The organism is Nocardia sp. NPDC052001 (genome assembly GCF_040680615.1).
Taxonomy (GTDB): Bacteria; Actinomycetota; Actinomycetes; order Mycobacteriales; family Mycobacteriaceae; genus Nocardia.
Genome location: NZ_JBFAXC010000007.1, coordinates 437323 through 453018, shown reverse-complemented (window position 1 = coordinate 453018; position 15696 = coordinate 437323). Strand labels below are relative to the sequence as shown.

Here is a 15696-nt window from a genome sequence, read left to right as displayed (position 1 = left end):
CCTGAATTCACGGAGGTAGGTGCGGTGCAACCGCAGGTCGTCGGCGGCCGGTACGAGCTGATCAATGAGATCGGCGCGGGCGGCATGGGGCAGGTCTACGACGGCTTCGACCGCCACCTGCGGCGGCAGATCGCCGTGAAGTTCACGCATCCGAGCCTGGACAAGGATCCGGATTGGACCAAACGCTTCTTCCGGGAAGCGGAGTTCATGGCGCAGATGCGGCATCCGGGACTGCCGATGATCCACGACGCGGGGATCGAGCCGGGGACGCCCGAACGGCCTTATCTCGTAATGGAATTCGTCAAGGGCGTAACCTTCGATGACCTGCTCGATCGGCGCGGTCCGCTGCCGGTCGGGGTGGTCGCATCGCTGGGGTCGCAGGCGGCGGCGGTGCTTGCCGCCACGCATCGGAATCGCATCTACCACCGGGATTTGAAGCCGTCGAATCTCATGCTGTGTGATGACGGGACCGTGAAGGTGCTCGATTTCGGGCTCGCGGTATCGCTCGACGCGGACAAGACTCGGTACACCAGCACCGGACATACCTTGGGCACACCGGCTTTCATGGCTCCGGAGCAGGTTGAAGGCGGAACCGTTGTGCCGCAGACGGATCTGTATGCGTTGGGGCTGGTGCTGCACGAATTGCTCACGGGCGACCGGGTTATGACGGGTAGCTCCCCATATGTGGTGTGGCAGAACCAGGTTCATCGGACACCGCCCGATATCCGTTATGAGCGGCCGGAAGTCCCCGTCGAACTGGCGCGGTTGATCATGGCGATGCTGGCTAAATCGCCGGACCAACGACCGGATGACGCGGCGACGGTGCACTCGGTGCTGCTGCGCTATGCGACGGGAGTCGGGTCTCTGTCCGAGGTCAGTGACCCGCTCAGCCCAGCGCACATGTACGCGCGTGCCGTCGCAGCCGGCGGCTCATCGCGGACCGCTCAGAGGGTTGTGTCTCCTACGCGCGTATTGCGCAACTTGCCGGAGAAGCCGCCAACCGTCCCTCCCACACCGGTTCCCACCGATTTCAGCCGCGGCGATCTGCAACGCGCCATGCGCCGCGCCCGCGATTTCGCCGACGACTCACGCTACGACCCCGCGGTGCACGAATTGCAAACCGTGGTGGACAAAGCCCTGCCTCGATTCGGCTCCCGCGACGCCGATGTCGTCGAAGCCCGCCTGCGACTGGCGGACCTGCGCTTCGAAAGCGTCGACTATGCCGGTGCCGCAGACCTTTACCGCGAACTCATCGACGACCTGACCGCCGAACGCGGCCCCTACGACGACCACGTCATGTACTGCCAGCGCCGCCTCGCGGCCTGCCACGTCCACACCGGCGACGTCAAAGCCGCTCTCACCCGCCTCAAGCGACTGCACAGCCAGATGGCCGTCCGCTATGGCGAACAAGACAGGCGCGTCATCGAATTGGCCGCGCAGATCGGTCATATCAGGGCCAACTGACCACAGAGAACCGACTAGTCGTTCTCCTGTGACTGTGTGAGCGTTTCACATTCCCGCCGGAATTTGTGTCATCGCAGCCGCTCTGCGACGCATACTTGACTGACAGCACGATCGCAGGGGGTGCGATGGGCGGCGTTGGCGAATCGATCTTCTGAGCGTTGCTGGTTGAGGGCAACGCGGCCCAGTTCATTCGACGATCAGGCAGTCGGCGGCCACGAGTTCGAGCGCCGACGAGCTCAGGTTGGAGCGGGGATGACCGAGAAGCAGGAGGTCGTGTCGGCCTTCGAGCAAGATGGCGTATCTGCCGGGATTCGATGGGCCTATCGGTCCGCTATCGCAGCGACGATGGAAATGTACGCGGCGCGCGCGGGTCTCGACGAAACCTGGGTGGGCACAACCAGATACACGTTGCTGCGTGATCGGCTGGACCGAGTTTTCAGCTGTGAGCGCTTCGGCGCCGGAGCGGGCAGCGCTGGGGTCGAGGAAACTCCCGACTCGGCTATTCCTGACCTCGGTGATATGCCCGAACTGGATATCGACCTGGTTGCTCGCGACGGTCTGAATGGAAGCCCCGGATGGGTCCATGGGAAGCGTCGATTCCTGTTGGCCTCCATCAAGTTCGGGCAGATCAACCATATTCCATGGCCGCAGAAGAGCCGGACGAAACAGGGGGTGGCGCGACAATCCGATCCCGATTCCGGTCAACAGTCGCTCTTCGATCCCTTCGCTCCCGACGAGATCGACGGGTTGGCGGCGGTCTCCGCCGCATTGGCGGAGCGGGAGCTGGATCTGCCGACTTTCGTTGTCGCACACAGTCTCAATCGATTCACCGGCGAGCATGAACTGGTCATCGGCCGTCCGCAATTCAACCTCGGCGGCGGTGATGCCTGGGTGTGGCAACACAATCTGCTCGATCCGCCGGACAAAGCCGTGGCCGGGCCGAGTGGTCCGCCGCCGATCGGCCCGGATCCCGTCCCCGATGCTCCGGTGCGTTTGCGCGGGCCGGTAGCTGACCAGAGAACCGAGCGTGGTACTGCTGGATAGTGACCGTACGTACGCCGAACGTCGAAAGGGCAATGGAGGTTTCGGCCTTTTTCGACGGTGCCAGGCTGACATTGGCGCGGCATTTGTCGGGAATGCGTAAGAGTGAACTCGCGGAATCACTTGCTCGGAGTGTGAGCGAGGTGTCCGCCTGGGAATCCGGGATGGCGCGTCCGCCGGCGTCCGCGGTGGCCGAGCTGGCGCTCGGCCTGGCGATTCCGGCGGAATTCCTGATGATGCGCCCGGACCCGATACTCAGTACGACACCGCATTTCAGATCGCTCCGGTCCACCACGCAGTTGGACCGTGATCAAGCGTTCGCGTACGGACGACTCGCGGCCGAGGTGACTTCGACCCTGGAGAGTCGGGTGGAGTTCCCTCGGGTCGAGGTTCCGCGGATAACGGTCGCCATCGACGATTTGGACAGTGCCGCGCCTGAACGTGCTGCTCGCTCTGTACGCGAGGCGTGGGGTCTCGGTACTGCGCCGATACGTCATGTTGTTCGCTTGGTCGAGAACCATGGTGTGCTTGTCGTTTTCGGCTCGGCTCGAACGGCGGCGGTTGCGGCCTACTCGTTCGAGGGTGCGCACCGGCCGATTGTGGTGCTCGATCCGAATGTGGATGATCCCCACCGTCAGCGATTCGATGTCGCACACGAGTTGGGGCATCTGGTCATGCATTGTGATGCTGAACCAGGTCATCGGGTGGCTGAACTCCAGGCGGACCGCTTCGCGGCGGAGTTTCTATTGCCAAGTGCGCAGACGGGGGACTCATTCGCGACGGGCGGTGCTGGCGGCGCGCGACTGGTTGATGGGGAGGTCGGTACGGTGGTCGCGCCTGTGATTGAGCAGCCGTCATTGTTGCCGCGTGCCCTAGAGCTACTCGACGAGATCGGGGTCGACAGCCACCAGTTGATCGAGGAGTGCCGGGTATCGGACGCGGATTTTCGGACCATCACCGGGCGCTATCCGGTTGCGCGGCATGTAGAAACGCCATCGTTGCGTGATGACTCCAGCTATGCCGATCGGGTGGTCTCGATGGCGGAATGGTCGCACATGAAAGGTGAGTCGCCCTGAACCCACCGGTCGGAATCTGTTGATCTCGAACACTTTTGAAATAGCCCTCGATGACCTGTCGGACCCATGTCCTATGGTGTCGGATGCAGAGCATCCGCAGCGACCTCGGAGCGTCATGACCAGTGCGACTCAGACCGTTTTGTCCCTTGTGGTGGTGCTCGACAAGGTGGGAGACCGGTTGGTTGTTTGGCATGTGAATGTTGGTCGGGCCATGGGGCTTTCGCGGCTATCGGGCGCTTGGGTTGTCGGGGAAGATGAGGGCGCGGCGATCGCTACGCTCACCGGCGGGTATGACGCCGTGTGGTGCGATGAGGTTGCCGAGGGTGTGGTGACCGGGGGTGTGGTGGACCTCGATGTGACGGTGGCGGCCGCGCGTGCCGAGGTCGATGCGGTGGACGAGCTCTTCACCGAATATCAAGAGACACAAGGGAATAAGTTGATCCGGCCGGAATGGCCGGAGTTGGTGCACCCGGTGCACGCGCGGCAGTTCTTGTACGGGATGGATGAAACCGTGAGGGAGGCACTGATTTTGGCGCGCGGAATCGCTGATTTGGCCGATGCTTGGGCGGATTTCGAATCATTGCGGGTGGCAAGAGCTTTCCTCGCCGAGCACGGCGGTCCTGCCGCGCGTCCGTTGCCGCTCGTGGTGCGGTGACGATGGCGGGACTGTCGTTCGCGGCAATCGACGTCGAGACGGCGAACTCGTCGCGCGGCAGCATTTGCGCTGTCGGCGTGGCGATCGTTCGCGAAGGTGTGCGGCTGGCCACGCATTCCTGGCTGTGCCGACCACCTCGGTCGGTGGATTTCTTCTCCCACCACAACATTCGCGTACACGGAATCTCAGCCGGAATGGTTGCGGACCAACCGGTCTTCGCCGCGCGATTCCCGGAGGTGCTCGACGTGGTTGCCGACCTCCCGCTGGTCGCCCACAATGCGGGCTTCGACAGCGGAGCCATTCGCGAAGCCTGCCGCCACAGCGGAATCGACTCCCCGAGTTGGGATTTCAGTTGCAGCTTGGCAATGTCCCGACGCCACCTCGACCTGGACAGCTACCGCCTCCCCGATGTCGCCGACGCACTGGACATCTCGCTACTGACCCACCACGACGCAGCGGCCGATGCGACCGCCGCCGCAGACATCGTCCTGGCCCTGGCCGCCCGCACCGGAATCGATTCCCTCGGCGATCTCGAACGTCTCGGAAATGATCGCCCCTACCGCCCCCGCGCCACCGCGCGCCGGGCGGAAGCCCGCCGCTCCGAGACTCTCCGCACCGAAACCCCTCGCCCCCGCCGATCCTTCTTCGCCCGCGAAGAACTGGTGATGCCGGAGATAACCGGCACCGACCCCACCCACCCCCTGTACGGCCAAACCATCGTCTTCACAGGCGATCTCACCACCCTCACCCGCCAGGAAGCGTGGAACATCATCGCCGCCTGCGGCGCCACCCCCGCCAAGAACGTCACCAAACGCACCACCTGCCTGGTGATCGGCGACGGCTTCATCGGCACCGACGCCTCCGCCTTCACCACCACCAAGGCGCACCGCGCGGCCTATCTCCGGGCCCAAGGTCAGCAGATCGCGGTCCTCGACGAACAGCTCTTCCTCGCCACCCTCAAACCGACAGTGACGATGTCCTGACCTTCAACGGTCAACTGTCAGAAGAGATGACCGACGGCGAGACCCGCGAGAAAAGCCAGCGCGATCAAGAAGAACCCGAGGAATGCGGCAAGCAGGCCGATTCCGATGCGCCGACCGCTACCGGGAAAGAAGATGAGCGCCGCACCGGCGACGCCTGGTGCGAAAAGGCACCATACGGCGTCGTTCGGAACCCAGCCGATGAACGGCAAAGCTATACAGAGGAATCCGAGGATGGCCGAGGCGAAACTCTCCGGGCCGAACGGCTCCGGTGCGAGGTAGCGGCGCAGCGGTTCAGTCACAGGGTCACCACCCAGAACAGAAGCAGGAACGCGCCAGCGGTCGCCACACCGAGTGCCGCACCCTGTGCCGTGGACGTTCGCCTGCGCCAGAGCAGGGTTACAGCGAGAACCGTAATTGCCGTCCCGATCGAGAAGAGCAGGTGCCGTGACGGATCAGCCTGGGGATCGGAGTTGGTAATCGCGGCAACGACGGCCGCGAACAATGCCGCCTCCCCGGCGATGGCCAGTGGGAGGGTGATGGTCGCCGATCGCCAGAAGGCGCTATCGGACGCGAAATTCTGGATTCGGGTAGGCCACGTCATCTACCGAAGCCAGTGGTCTCGAAGCCAAACGGTGCACAGCATCAACACAATGACTGCGAGAGCGCTGAGTAATGTGACCGCAAGGCCAATTCCGACCTGTCGTGCCCGTCCACCGATGCGGTGAAGCACCGCGATGATCACAAGCTCTACCAGGAAGAAGAGCACGAGGAAGAAGTAGGCGAAGTTCAGCGTGAACAGGGACGTGACATTCAGGAATCCGCCGATCGACGCGCTGACGAATGACGTCTGACTGAATCGAGGTTCGCGAGCGGGCGGGAATTGCCGATGATCGTTGAATTCGGTCACCACACGATCCCCGCTCCGCTGTACAGCAGTATTTCGAAAAGTGTTGCGATAAGCCAGATTCCGGCGGTAACGACTGCGGCTAGGGCGAGAGGTTTCTGTTCGCCGAGCCCTCTTCGGAGCAGCGGGATCGTGGCGAGCGCGCTGACGCCGGTCGTAATCAGGAAGGCGCGCAGCGGGAGATCGGGCCCGTCCAGATCGATGATCGCGGCGGTCACCGCGAATACCACCGACTGCACGACGAGAAGCGCCGCGACGCTCAGGGTCGCGACTTTCCAATATCGCTCCTGCACTGTCGATCCCATCGACATCAGATCATTCCTTTGGGTACTGGTACCGGGACGTACGGTGGTGCGGTGGTCGGGCCGAGCTGCACAGACGGTCTGACCGCGGTCTTCGTGTCGGACACGGGATTCCAGTCGTAGAAATCCGAGAAAGCCTTTGCGCCGGAACCGATGTCGTGATGGAACGGCAGGTTCACCGCCGGACCCCAGGATCTGCCGGTTACGGCCGAATCGATGGCCAGCGTGCTGGTCTGTCCATTCGGCCGGTCCTGATAGACCTCCAGCGACGGGTAGTCGGTTCGGGTTCCATTGACCTGAACGCCATTGGCTCCCGGAGTGAAGACCAGATCGCCGTTGACGGTGATCGTATGGTCGCCAAGTACTGAATGGTCTTTCGCCACGCCCGGTGCGAAGGGGTTCGCGGCATCGTATTGCACGCGCACCGAACCGTCGGGGTTCTGCCACACTCGGCCGTCCGGGGCCGCGACCTTCACATCGCCGGGAGTTCCGTCGCTGTTCTGTTCGACCGAAGGGTTCTGGCGCATCACCACGATGCCGTTTTCGTAGTCGATATATGCGGTCACACGGGTGTGTTCGGGATCGAAATTGGGGTCGGCGGAGCGATTGTCGCCGCGGTCGCGCGGGAACGGGTTGACGCCCTTCGGGGTCGAGGTGACATCGCGCTGTTCGATGAATTGCCCGGTCCGCACGACACCCTGGCCTCTCACCGGATCGATGCGAGCCACCCGGATCTCGGGGCCCACGCCCTGATACTTCGGGTCGTAGCTCTTGGGGTTGAGCGCCTCAGCGGTGGACCAGTCCGCAGGGCTGGTTGGCAGTCGCGCGAAGACCTGCTGGAATGCCGCCGCCGATGTTTGGATTCGTTCCGGATCGGCTCGGGGGTCGCTCGTTTTGTCGGCTTGGATGACGGCGTTCGCTGCGGCCAAGGCGGCTGCCGGGGCCATGGCTTCGAGTTCGCCGTTAGCGGCGGCGATCTTTGCGCCCCATTCGGCATCGGCGGCGAAGAGGGTGGAGGCCAGGCCCGCCAGGCGGGAAAGTTGCACGCCCGCTTCGGAATTCCAGTCCTCCACGCCCTCGATGGACCAGTCGTCACCAATCGACACCGGTGGGTGGACGTAGTTGAGGATGATCGATTTGATGGTTGCGATCGGGTCGGACATGGCGTTTGCCGCTCCGGCGCAAGCCGTTGCCAGGTCGTCGTAGGCGGTGGCGATGGCGCGCATTTGGGTTTGTTCGGCGTCGGCTTTGGCGTCGGCGGAGTGGCGGGCTGCGCCCTGCCAGAGGAGGTCGTGGATGGTGGCGTGCATGGTGCCGGAGGCTTTGACTATCGCGTCGGCGATTTGGGTCGCGTTCGTTGCCGTGGTGGCGTAGCCGGACACGTCCCAGGTCAGGACTTGGAGTGGGGTGGGCATCAGCGGCCTGCGTGGGGGTCGCCCGAGTTGATGTCGGTGAGGGCGGCGATGCGGGTGGCGGCGTCGGTGTCCGTGCCTCGGTAGGTGTCGGCGGCTACGACGAGGGTGGCGGAGAATTCGTTGAAGCGGGCCTTCAGGAGGTCTTTGGCTTTGCGGCTCAGGTTGTCGGATTGCGATAGGGCGGCTCCTACCGCTGAGCCTGGCATCTTTGTGGCAACCGGCTCGGCACCCAGGTGGGGAGCGCGGTCTATATCGCCGGGGAGCAGGGCAAGTGCGCCCGCGGCGGCGCGGAGGCCGTCGGGGTTGACTTCGAATGGCATGGTGCTCCCTCAACTGCAAACTTCCGGCAGACTCTATCGCAGGTTGCTATGACCGGTCTGTCGGGAATTGCCCGGATCACAACCAACGGGTCAGCGGCGGATAAACTCCAGTGCGTGACCGACGAGAAGCTGTTGCAGGGGCCCATCCACAACGTCCACGTTGAGCTCGGGGCGACGTTCGCGCCGTTCGGGGGGTGGGAGATGCCGGTGTCGTACGCGGGGACCGTGGGGGAGCACACCTCGGTTCGGACCGCGGTCGGGCTGTTCGATGTCAGCCACCTCGGCAAGGCCACCGTTGCGGGGGCGGGGGCGGCGGCGTTCGTGAATTCGGCGTTGAGCAATGACCTGAATCGGATTCGGCCGGGGAAAGCGCAGTACACGCTGTGCTGCACGCCCGAGGGCGGCGTGATCGACGATCTGATTGCCTACTACGTCAGCGATGATGAGATCTTCCTGGTGCCCAATGCGGCCAATACCGCTGCGGTAGTCGCCGAATTGAAGAAGCAGGCGCCCGAAGGGGTCAGCGTCACCGATGAGCATCGCGGGTACGCGGTGTTCGCGGTGCAGGGGCCGAAGTCGGCGGAAGTGCTTGCGGCGCTTGGGTTGCCGACCGATATGGAATACATGGCGTACGCCGACGCCGAGTGGGAAGGCCGCCCGGTGCGGGTGTGCCGGACCGGGTACACCGGCGAGCACGGGTACGAGTTGCTGCCGAAATGGGACGACGCCGAAGCGGTTTTCCGCGCGCTGGTAACTCAGGTCCAGGCCGCTGGCGGTCAGGCTGCCGGGCTCGGCGCGCGTGACACGCTGCGTACCGAGATGGGCTACCCGCTGCACGGACATGAACTCTCCGTTGACATTTCGCCGCTCCAGGCGCGCACCGGCTGGGCCGTGGGCTGGAAGAAGCCGGAATTCTGGGGCAAGGCAGCTCTGGAGCAGGAGAAGGCCGACGGACCCAAGCGAATCCTGCTGGGCCTCAAGGCACTCGACCGCGGCGTATTGCGCCAGGGCCAGGCCGTGATGCGCGGTGACGAGCAGGTCGGCGAAACCACCTCCGGCACTTTCTCGCCCACCCTCAAGGTCGGCATCGCCCTCGCCCTGCTCGACACCGCCGCCAAGCTCGAGCCCGGCGATGAGGTCGAGGTCGACGTGCGCGGCCGCCGCCTCAAGTGCGAGGTCATCCGCCCGCCCTTCGTGGAGCCGCACACCGCCTGATCACATCGATCCCTGTGCGGCTCACCGCGCCGCACAGGGATCGATGACGCACGTGCGGTTGGTTGGCTGACATCGGTATCCCGCCTCGTCGGCCCATCTCGCACCGGTCGGTTGGTTCAGTGCGACGCGCCCGGGTTAGCGGGTGGGTGGGCGGCGGCGCGTCCTTCTCGGCGGCGAATTAAACTCCCGAGCATGACAGTTGCCGCGCAGTTCACCCGCACCTCGCATCCCGCGCCCACCTCGGCGGAGCGTCGGCAGGAGATTCTCGCGGCGCCCGGGTTCGGGCGGTTCTTCACCGATCACATGGTGTCCATCGATTACATCGATGGGGAATGGGTGAATCCGCAGGTCGAGCCGTATGGGCCGCTGTCGATGGATCCGGCGACCATGGTGTTCCACTACGGGCAGGCGATCTTCGAGGGGCTCAAGGCGTATCGGCAGGCCGATGGCAGTATCGCTACCTTCCGCGTCGATGCCAATGCCGCGCGGTTCCGGCGGTCGGCGGCGCGGATGGCCATGGCGGAGTTGCCGGATGAGCTGTTCATCGAATCGGTGCGGCAGCTGCTCGAGATCGATTCCGAGTGGGTGCCGCCGGCCGGGGGCGAGGAGTCGCTGTATCTGCGGCCGTTCATGTTCGCCACCGAGGCGGGGCTGGGCGTGAAGCCCGCGAGTGCCTACAAGTACCTGCTGCTCGGGTCGCCCGCCGGTGCGTATTTCCCGCGCGGTGTGAAGCCGGTGCGGGTGTGGCTGTCGACCGAATACGTGCGCGCGGCTCCCGGTGGCACCGGTGAGGCCAAAGTCGCGGGTAATTACGCGTCGTCGCTGCTGGCGCAGCAGCAGGCTTCCGAGCAGGGGTGCGATCAGGTCGTGTGGCTCGATGCCATCGAGCGGGCGTACGTCGAGGAGATGGGCACGAACAATCTGTTCTTCGTGTTCGGCACCGGGTCGGAGGCGCGGCTGGTGACGCCGGAGCTGTCGGGTTCGCTGCTGCCGGGTATCACCCGCGATTCGCTGCTCACGCTTGCCGCTGATGCGGGGTATCCCGTTGAGGAGCGCAAGATTTCGGTGGAGGAGTGGCGCAAGGGTGCTGAATCCGGTGAGATCTCGGAGGTTTTCGCGTGCGGTACCGCCGCGGTGATCACGCCGGTCGGCACGGTGAAGTCGGCCGAGGGCGAATTCACCATCGGCGGAGGCGAACCCGGTGAGGTCACCATGGCGCTGCGGGACACCCTGACCGGTATCCAGCGCGGTACCTTCGCTGACAGCCACGGTTGGATGCGCACCCTGGCCTGAGCCTCAGATGCTGAAAAGCGCCCGCCCCGAATGAGATTCGGGGCGGGCGCTGTGCGTTAGGGGCTGGACTTCGCCGACCGGAAGTCAGCTGGGCATGAAGATCTGCCACTCTTCGAGCGTCTTCGGGCGCATGACGTAGTTCTTCTCGACGATCTTGGTCAGCTCGGCGCTGGGCTCCTCGGAGTACCAGTGGCCCGGGTACACCGTCGGATTGCCTTGCAGCTCAGCCAGATACCGCAGGCTGCGGAACATGTCGTCGGAATTGCCGCCGGGGAAGTCGGTGCGGCCGCAGCCGTCGACGAACAGCGTGTCACCCGCGATCAGCCGTCCGTCGAACAGGAAGCACTGGCTGCCCGGGGTATGGCCAGGCGTATGCAGCAGTTCGATCTCGAAGCCGCCGACCGCGACCTTGTCGCCGTGCGCGTGCCCGGTGAGCTCGCTCGGCGCGATGCCGGTGACGTTCGCGACCCACGGCAGCTCTTCGGCATTGACGTGCACCGCCACGTCGACCTTCTCGAGCAGCTCCTTGACCCCGCTCAGTGTGAAGCCGAGCATGGTGCCGCCGACATGATCGGGATGGTGATGGGTGGCCAGCACACCGGATAGCCGCATACCGTCCGCCTCGGCGATCTCCACCAGATCCGCGGCGGCGTACGCCGGGTCGACGACCACGCAGTCACCGGTGTCGCGATCACCGATCAGGTACGCGAAGTTCCGCATCTGGGTGGCGATCGGATCACCGACGGCCCAGTCGCGTCCCGCGAGCAGCTGACGAAAATACAAACGGTCGGAGCCCATGCCGAACACCCTATTGCCTCGGGCACGATCGAATGTGCGGTACCCCCATGGAAGTTGGACTGTCGCCCAGTCGAAATATGACGGACATGTCCGCGCGCGATTACGCGGACAATGCTTCCGGATCGGAGGATGTCATGCCGATGGTCGTCTCCGTCGCGATCCCGCGGCGATCCCGTACGGCCGCCAGCCAATTGGCGAAGAACACGCGCGAGTATGTGGACCAGTCGTGCGCCACCCGGGTGTGATCCTCGGGCAGTACGAGATCGTCGAGCACCGCTGGATCCCGGCTGATCCGGACGAGTTCGGCGAGCGCCACGAGCCTTTCATGCACTTCGGCCGGAAAGTAGTCGACCGGAATCTGCGGGAACGGCAGTGAAGGATCCGCGATCCACCGGCGCAGATCCCGCCGGTACTCGCGCGCCATGGTGTCCGGCAGATACTCCGGATGCCCCTGGATGAACACCTGCCGCAACCCCGCGGGCCCGATGGCCAGCTGCCACTCCGCCTCTTCGGAATCGAGCAGTACGGTGAGCCCCGCGGCGCGCAGATCAGCCGAAGCCATGACATTCCACCGCGAATGCGGCACCCGCACCGGCGTGGCGAGCCCGTCGGTCAGCACCGCCTCGGGCCCGGAATGCGCTGCGCCCGTACCCATCTCCAGATCGAGCAGCCCCGAGGTATGCACGCGGTGATCGAACACCCCATGCTGCCGCCGCGCGAGCCGATGCCGCCGCACCCCATGCAGCAGATACAGCGCGGCATGCGCGGACTGGCAAGAGAACAGCAGCGAACTGCCCGCGCACTCACGCAGCAGCCGATCGATGATCGCCAGGCACGGCTCATCGGCGATATCCGATTCGGTCGGCTCACTCCCACTGATGATCAGCCCGTCCATCGCCGCGAGCGCCGCCCAATCGACCGCATCCGGCGACCCGAGCGGATCGATCCCGAAACAGCTCAACTCGATCCCGCCGAGCGAATCATCTTGATTGACAGCGTTTTCCGCCCATTCCACGGGCGTAGGGTCGGCAAACGGCAAATTCGGTATCGCCCAACCGAGTCGTCCGGTCGCCCCGCGTACCGCCTCGGCGAACACCCGCCGCGTCATGCTGTCCGGCCGTGACGAGATCAGATCCACAATTCCGATCTTCACCACAGTGCCGACCCGTACCACCATCATCAGGTCCTTCGAGAAATGTCTTACAACGAACAAGGGCCGACGACCGGGTCAGGCGTCAGCACAGAAGAAACCGCACGCCGATCGTGAGATCAGCGTGCGGTACAAAAGAGTCCAGCAGGTGTCAGCGAAGAATCGACTCGATTTCGGATGCGGCGTCCGGGCCGTAGGCCTCGCGCAGGCGCTTCAACGCCACGTCCTTGTCGAGGGTCCATTCCTGGGTGCCGACGGTCTCGAGGATGAGAACGGCGATGAGGGAACCCAATTGGGCCGAGCGCTCCAGGGACAGGCCGGAGGAGTGGCCGGTGAGGAAGCCGGCGCGGAAGCCGTCGCCGACGCCGGTGGGGTCGACCTTGGCGTTGTCGGGGACCACGTCGACGTGCAGTTCGGTGCCGTCGCGGTCGACGATCTTGGCGCCCTTGGAACCGAGGGTGGTGACCCGGATGCCAACGCGCTCACCGATTTCGGCTTCGGTGAGGCCGGTCTTCTGTAGCAGCAGGCCCCACTCGTACTCGTTGGTGAACAGGTAGGCCGCGCCGTCGATGAGGGTCAGGGCCTGTTCGCCGTCGAGGCGGGCGAGCTGCTGCGACGGGTCGGCGGCGAAGGGAATGCCCGCGGCGCGCGCCTGGTCGGTGTGCAGCACCATCGCGTCGGGATCGTTCGCGCCGACCAGGACCAGTTCGAGGTCGCGGCCCGAAGCCAGTTCGCCGATGGAGATTTCGCGGGCTTCGCTCATCGCGCCGGGGTAGAAGGACGCGATCTGCGCCATGGTCTCATCGGTGGTGCAGACGAAACGCGCGGTGTGCGCCTCGGTGGAGATGCGCACGGCGGAGCAGTCCACGCCGTTGGTCTCGAGCCACTGGCGGTAATCGGAGAAGTCCGGTCCGACCGCGCCGACCAGCAACGGGGTGCGGCCGAGCAGGCCCATGGCGTAGGCGATATTGCCCGCCACGCCGCCGCGGCGGATGACCAGGTCGTCGACGAGGAAGCTCAGCGATACGTGCTGGAGTTGGTCGGCCAGCAGCACATCGGAGAATTTCCCCGGAAAGCGCATGAGGTGGTCGGTCGCGATTGATGCGGACACGGCGATGGTCACGGGCGTCGATCCTTCGGTGACGTGCGCTGCGCACACCTATTCGAGACGAGGCAGACGCGGGGCCGGGGGGAGCGAACCGATGGGTCCGCACTTATGAAAATACCCTGTCCGAGACAGGAAACTCCAACTTGCGGGCGGGTTAACCCTGAGCACACAACAGCGCGGAACCTCCGGGAAGGGGGTTCCGCGCTGGTCGGGCTAGATCAGTTGAAGCTGTCGCCGCAGGCGCAGGAGCCCGTGGCATTCGGGTTGTCGATGGTGAAGCCCTGCTTCTCGATGGTGTCGACGAAGTCGATCGAGGCGCCCTGGATGTAGGGGGCGCTCATGCGGTCGACGGCCAGCTTGACGCCGCCGAATTCGACGACCAGATCGCCGTCGAGGCTGCGATCGTCGAAGAAGAGCTGGTAACGCAGGCCGGCACAGCCACCGGGCTGTACGGCGATGCGCAGCGCGAGGTCGTCGCGGCCCTCCTGATCGAGCAGCGCCTTCGCCTTGGCGGCAGCGGCGTCCGTCAGAGTCGCACCATGAGTGGTGGTCTCGTTCTGCACAGTCATGAACTCTCCTAAAGGACCTGTTTTCAACCCGTGAGAAGGGGCACGGCTCAACGCCTGTCAACGCCACTTCGCGGGCGACTATTCCCAATCCTACGCGGCGGTCATTCTGCCAGCAGTTGCAGGGATTGAGCGGCCGCGCGCGCAAAACGGGCGGACCAGGTTTTTCCGGCGGGCATGCCATCGAATAGCCTGGTCGCCGTGAAGTTCCTGCGCCGTGGCGAATCCACTCCCACCTCCGACACCCCTGTCGTCGATGCCGGTGGTGCGGCGACGGTCGCGGAGCGCCCGTCCACCGCCGGTAAAGGGCGGCCCACCCCCAAGCGTCGCGAGGCCGAGGCCCGCCGTCGCGGGCCGGTCGCACCCGCCCCGCTGACCTCGAAGGAAGCGCGTGCGCGCCGCAAGGAGCTACGTGGTTCCCGTGCGGATCGCAAGGTCGCCTCGGCCGAGCGCAAGGCGTCGGTGCAGGATCGCCGGGCACGCATGCTCGCCGGTGAGGAGCAGTACCTGCTGCCGCGCGACAAGGGTCCGGTGAAGGGTTACGTGCGCGACATCGTGGATGCGCGCCGCAATCTGCTCGGCTTGTTCATGCCCCTTGCACTCGTGCTGATCCTGAGCATGATCCTCTCGCCCGCACTGCAGGCGATCGTGACGCTGGCCATGCTGGTGATGATGGTCTTCATGATCATCGAGGGCATCATCCTCGGTCGCATCGTGAATCGCCGGGTGCGCGAGCGCTTCCCGGATGCCACCGAGTCCAGCTTCTCGCTGGGCTGGTACTCGTTCGTGCGCGCCTCGCAGATTCGCCGCATGCGTGCGCCGAAGCCGCGGGTCAGCGCGGGGGACAGCATCTAGATTCTCGCGAAACGACGAGGGCCGCCGAATGATTCGGCGGCCCTCAGTCATTGTCGGGGTCGGTGTCGTGATGACACGGTGGTTCGGGTGGCTGGTACGGGCGTTCGTCGCCGAAGTGCACGGTCGTGGCGTGCGTGCCCCACTGCCGCGGGGCCGGGCCGACGAGCGCCAGGGACAGCCAGCTCATCAGCCGTGCTCGCGCATGCTCGAGATGGCGTGCAGTTCGAGGGCGGCGCGATCGTGATCGCGGTCGGTGATGCCGGTGGATCCGCTCATGCCCCAATCGGATTCACGATGGAAGGGTACGGCGCGCCCGGCGGCGGAGAACAGGGTGAACAGTCGAGTGAACATGGCCTTTGCCTTGTGCTCGGTGGCGGTCGCCTCGGTGTGGTGCAGGTGCTGGAAGGTGCTGATGGTGGTCATGCGCATGCCTCGTTCTCATCGGTGGATTCGGTGCTGTCCCAGGCCATGGCGGCGTAGGTCAGGTAGCCGAGGGCGCTCATCGCGGTTCCGGCTGCGGTGATTGCGGTAAGGGCTTGCATGGCAGTAAG

General features: G+C 64.8%; 21 protein-coding genes. 8 read left to right on the top strand and 13 right to left on the bottom strand.

The annotated features are described in order from the left end of the window. Positions 1 to 24: 24 nt before the first annotated feature. The 5 genes from AB0L82_RS31115 (at position 25) to AB0L82_RS31095 (ending at position 5219) form a co-directional block, all read left to right on the top strand. On the top strand, positions 25 to 1464 hold the full coding sequence (locus AB0L82_RS31115; protein ID WP_364644093.1) for a protein kinase: 1440 nt from the start codon (positions 25 to 27) through the stop codon (positions 1462 to 1464). Between the two features lie 120 nt (positions 1465 to 1584). Next, complete coding sequence (locus tag AB0L82_RS31110; protein ID WP_364644090.1) at positions 1585 to 2508, top strand: hypothetical protein; 924 nt, start codon at positions 1585 to 1587, stop codon at positions 2506 to 2508. After that, on the top strand, positions 2508 to 3581 hold the full coding sequence (locus AB0L82_RS31105) for an ImmA/IrrE family metallo-endopeptidase (protein ID WP_364644087.1): 1074 nt from the start codon (positions 2508 to 2510) through the stop codon (positions 3579 to 3581). The genes AB0L82_RS31110 and AB0L82_RS31105 overlap by 1 nt, the downstream gene beginning before the upstream one ends. A 115-nt stretch (positions 3582 to 3696) precedes the next feature. Then, a complete protein-coding gene (locus AB0L82_RS31100) occupies positions 3697 to 4236 on the top strand; it encodes a hypothetical protein (RefSeq protein WP_364644084.1) in 540 nt (179 codons plus the stop codon). Positions 4237 to 4238: 2 nt separating this feature from the next. Then, complete coding sequence (locus AB0L82_RS31095; protein ID WP_364644081.1) at positions 4239 to 5219, top strand: exonuclease domain-containing protein; 981 nt, start codon at positions 4239 to 4241, stop codon at positions 5217 to 5219. A 17-nt stretch (positions 5220 to 5236) separates the two neighbouring features. Here AB0L82_RS31095 and AB0L82_RS31090 read toward each other — a convergent pair whose 3' ends face one another. Genes AB0L82_RS31090 through AB0L82_RS31065 form a run of 6 tightly spaced genes read right to left on the bottom strand, consistent with a single transcriptional unit; the run spans position 5237 to position 8160 of the window. After that, a complete protein-coding gene (locus AB0L82_RS31090) occupies positions 5237 to 5518 on the bottom strand; it encodes a hypothetical protein (protein WP_364644078.1) in 282 nt (93 codons plus the stop codon). Further along, complete coding sequence (locus AB0L82_RS31085) at positions 5515 to 5820, bottom strand: hypothetical protein (protein WP_364644075.1); 306 nt, start codon at positions 5818 to 5820, stop codon at positions 5515 to 5517. The genes AB0L82_RS31090 and AB0L82_RS31085 overlap by 4 nt, the downstream gene beginning before the upstream one ends. After that, entirely contained in the window at positions 5821 to 6126 is a 306-nt protein-coding gene (locus AB0L82_RS31080) for a hypothetical protein (RefSeq protein WP_364644072.1), read from the bottom strand. After that, a complete protein-coding gene (locus AB0L82_RS31075; RefSeq protein ID WP_364644069.1) occupies positions 6123 to 6434 on the bottom strand; it encodes a hypothetical protein in 312 nt (103 codons plus the stop codon). The genes AB0L82_RS31080 and AB0L82_RS31075 overlap by 4 nt, the downstream gene beginning before the upstream one ends. Further along, positions 6434 to 7840, bottom strand: a complete 1407-nt coding sequence (locus tag AB0L82_RS31070) for a hypothetical protein (protein WP_364644066.1) — start codon at positions 7838 to 7840, stop codon at positions 6434 to 6436. Before AB0L82_RS31070 ends, AB0L82_RS31075 begins: the two co-directional genes overlap by 1 nt. Further along, positions 7840 to 8160 (bottom strand): hypothetical protein, encoded by a 321-nt coding sequence (locus tag AB0L82_RS31065; protein WP_364644063.1) that lies wholly within the window; start codon positions 8158 to 8160, stop codon positions 7840 to 7842. The genes AB0L82_RS31070 and AB0L82_RS31065 overlap by 1 nt, the downstream gene beginning before the upstream one ends. Before the next feature lie 114 nt (positions 8161 to 8274). Between AB0L82_RS31065 and gcvT the strand changes: the two genes are divergently transcribed. Together gcvT and AB0L82_RS31055 are read left to right on the top strand one after the other, a co-directional pair. Further along, the gene (gene gcvT, locus AB0L82_RS31060; protein WP_364644060.1) at positions 8275 to 9375 is read left to right on the top strand and encodes a glycine cleavage system aminomethyltransferase GcvT; all 1101 of its coding nucleotides are present in this window, start codon (positions 8275 to 8277) and stop codon (positions 9373 to 9375) included. 192 nt (positions 9376 to 9567) lie between these two features. Next, complete coding sequence (locus AB0L82_RS31055; RefSeq protein ID WP_364644057.1) at positions 9568 to 10668, top strand: branched-chain amino acid aminotransferase; 1101 nt, start codon at positions 9568 to 9570, stop codon at positions 10666 to 10668. 84 nt (positions 10669 to 10752) lie between these two features. Here the strand turns inward: AB0L82_RS31055 and AB0L82_RS31050 are convergent, their stop codons facing one another. The 4 genes from AB0L82_RS31050 to AB0L82_RS31035 form a co-directional block, all read right to left on the bottom strand. After that, positions 10753 to 11466, bottom strand: a complete 714-nt coding sequence (locus AB0L82_RS31050; RefSeq protein WP_364644054.1) for an MBL fold metallo-hydrolase — start codon at positions 11464 to 11466, stop codon at positions 10753 to 10755. 100 nt (positions 11467 to 11566) lie between these two features. Next, positions 11567 to 12643 carry a homoserine O-succinyltransferase gene (locus AB0L82_RS31045; protein ID WP_364644051.1) on the bottom strand — a complete coding sequence of 359 codons (1077 nt, stop codon included), beginning with the start codon at positions 12641 to 12643 and terminating at the stop codon, positions 11567 to 11569. Positions 12644 to 12767: 124 nt separating this feature from the next. Further along, positions 12768 to 13739 (bottom strand): carbohydrate kinase family protein, encoded by a 972-nt coding sequence (locus tag AB0L82_RS31040; RefSeq protein ID WP_364644048.1) that lies wholly within the window; start codon positions 13737 to 13739, stop codon positions 12768 to 12770. A gap of 203 nt (positions 13740 to 13942) precedes the next feature. After that, positions 13943 to 14293 carry an iron-sulfur cluster assembly accessory protein gene (locus tag AB0L82_RS31035; RefSeq protein WP_067565240.1) on the bottom strand — a complete coding sequence of 117 codons (351 nt, stop codon included), beginning with the start codon at positions 14291 to 14293 and terminating at the stop codon, positions 13943 to 13945. A 198-nt stretch (positions 14294 to 14491) separates the two neighbouring features. Between AB0L82_RS31035 and AB0L82_RS31030 the strand changes: the two genes are divergently transcribed. Beyond that, positions 14492 to 15145, top strand: coding sequence for a DUF3043 domain-containing protein (locus tag AB0L82_RS31030; RefSeq protein ID WP_364644241.1), 654 nt, complete (start codon positions 14492 to 14494; stop codon positions 15143 to 15145). Positions 15146 to 15188: 43 nt separating this feature from the next. On the opposite strand, the gene AB0L82_RS31025 is transcribed toward AB0L82_RS31030, so the two are convergent. From AB0L82_RS31025 to AB0L82_RS31015, 3 genes are read right to left on the bottom strand one after another with little or no spacing between them, the layout of a single operon-like run. After that, complete coding sequence (locus AB0L82_RS31025) at positions 15189 to 15332, bottom strand: hypothetical protein (protein WP_364644043.1); 144 nt, start codon at positions 15330 to 15332, stop codon at positions 15189 to 15191. Then, on the bottom strand, positions 15332 to 15568 hold the full coding sequence (locus AB0L82_RS31020; RefSeq protein WP_364644040.1) for a hypothetical protein: 237 nt from the start codon (positions 15566 to 15568) through the stop codon (positions 15332 to 15334). Before AB0L82_RS31020 ends, AB0L82_RS31025 begins: the two co-directional genes overlap by 1 nt. Beyond that, positions 15565 to 15687: a hypothetical protein gene (locus AB0L82_RS31015; protein ID WP_364644037.1), complete on the bottom strand. Its 123-nt coding sequence runs from the start codon at positions 15685 to 15687 to the stop codon at positions 15565 to 15567. The genes AB0L82_RS31020 and AB0L82_RS31015 overlap by 4 nt, the downstream gene beginning before the upstream one ends. Between the last annotated feature and the right edge of the window lie 9 nt (positions 15688 to 15696).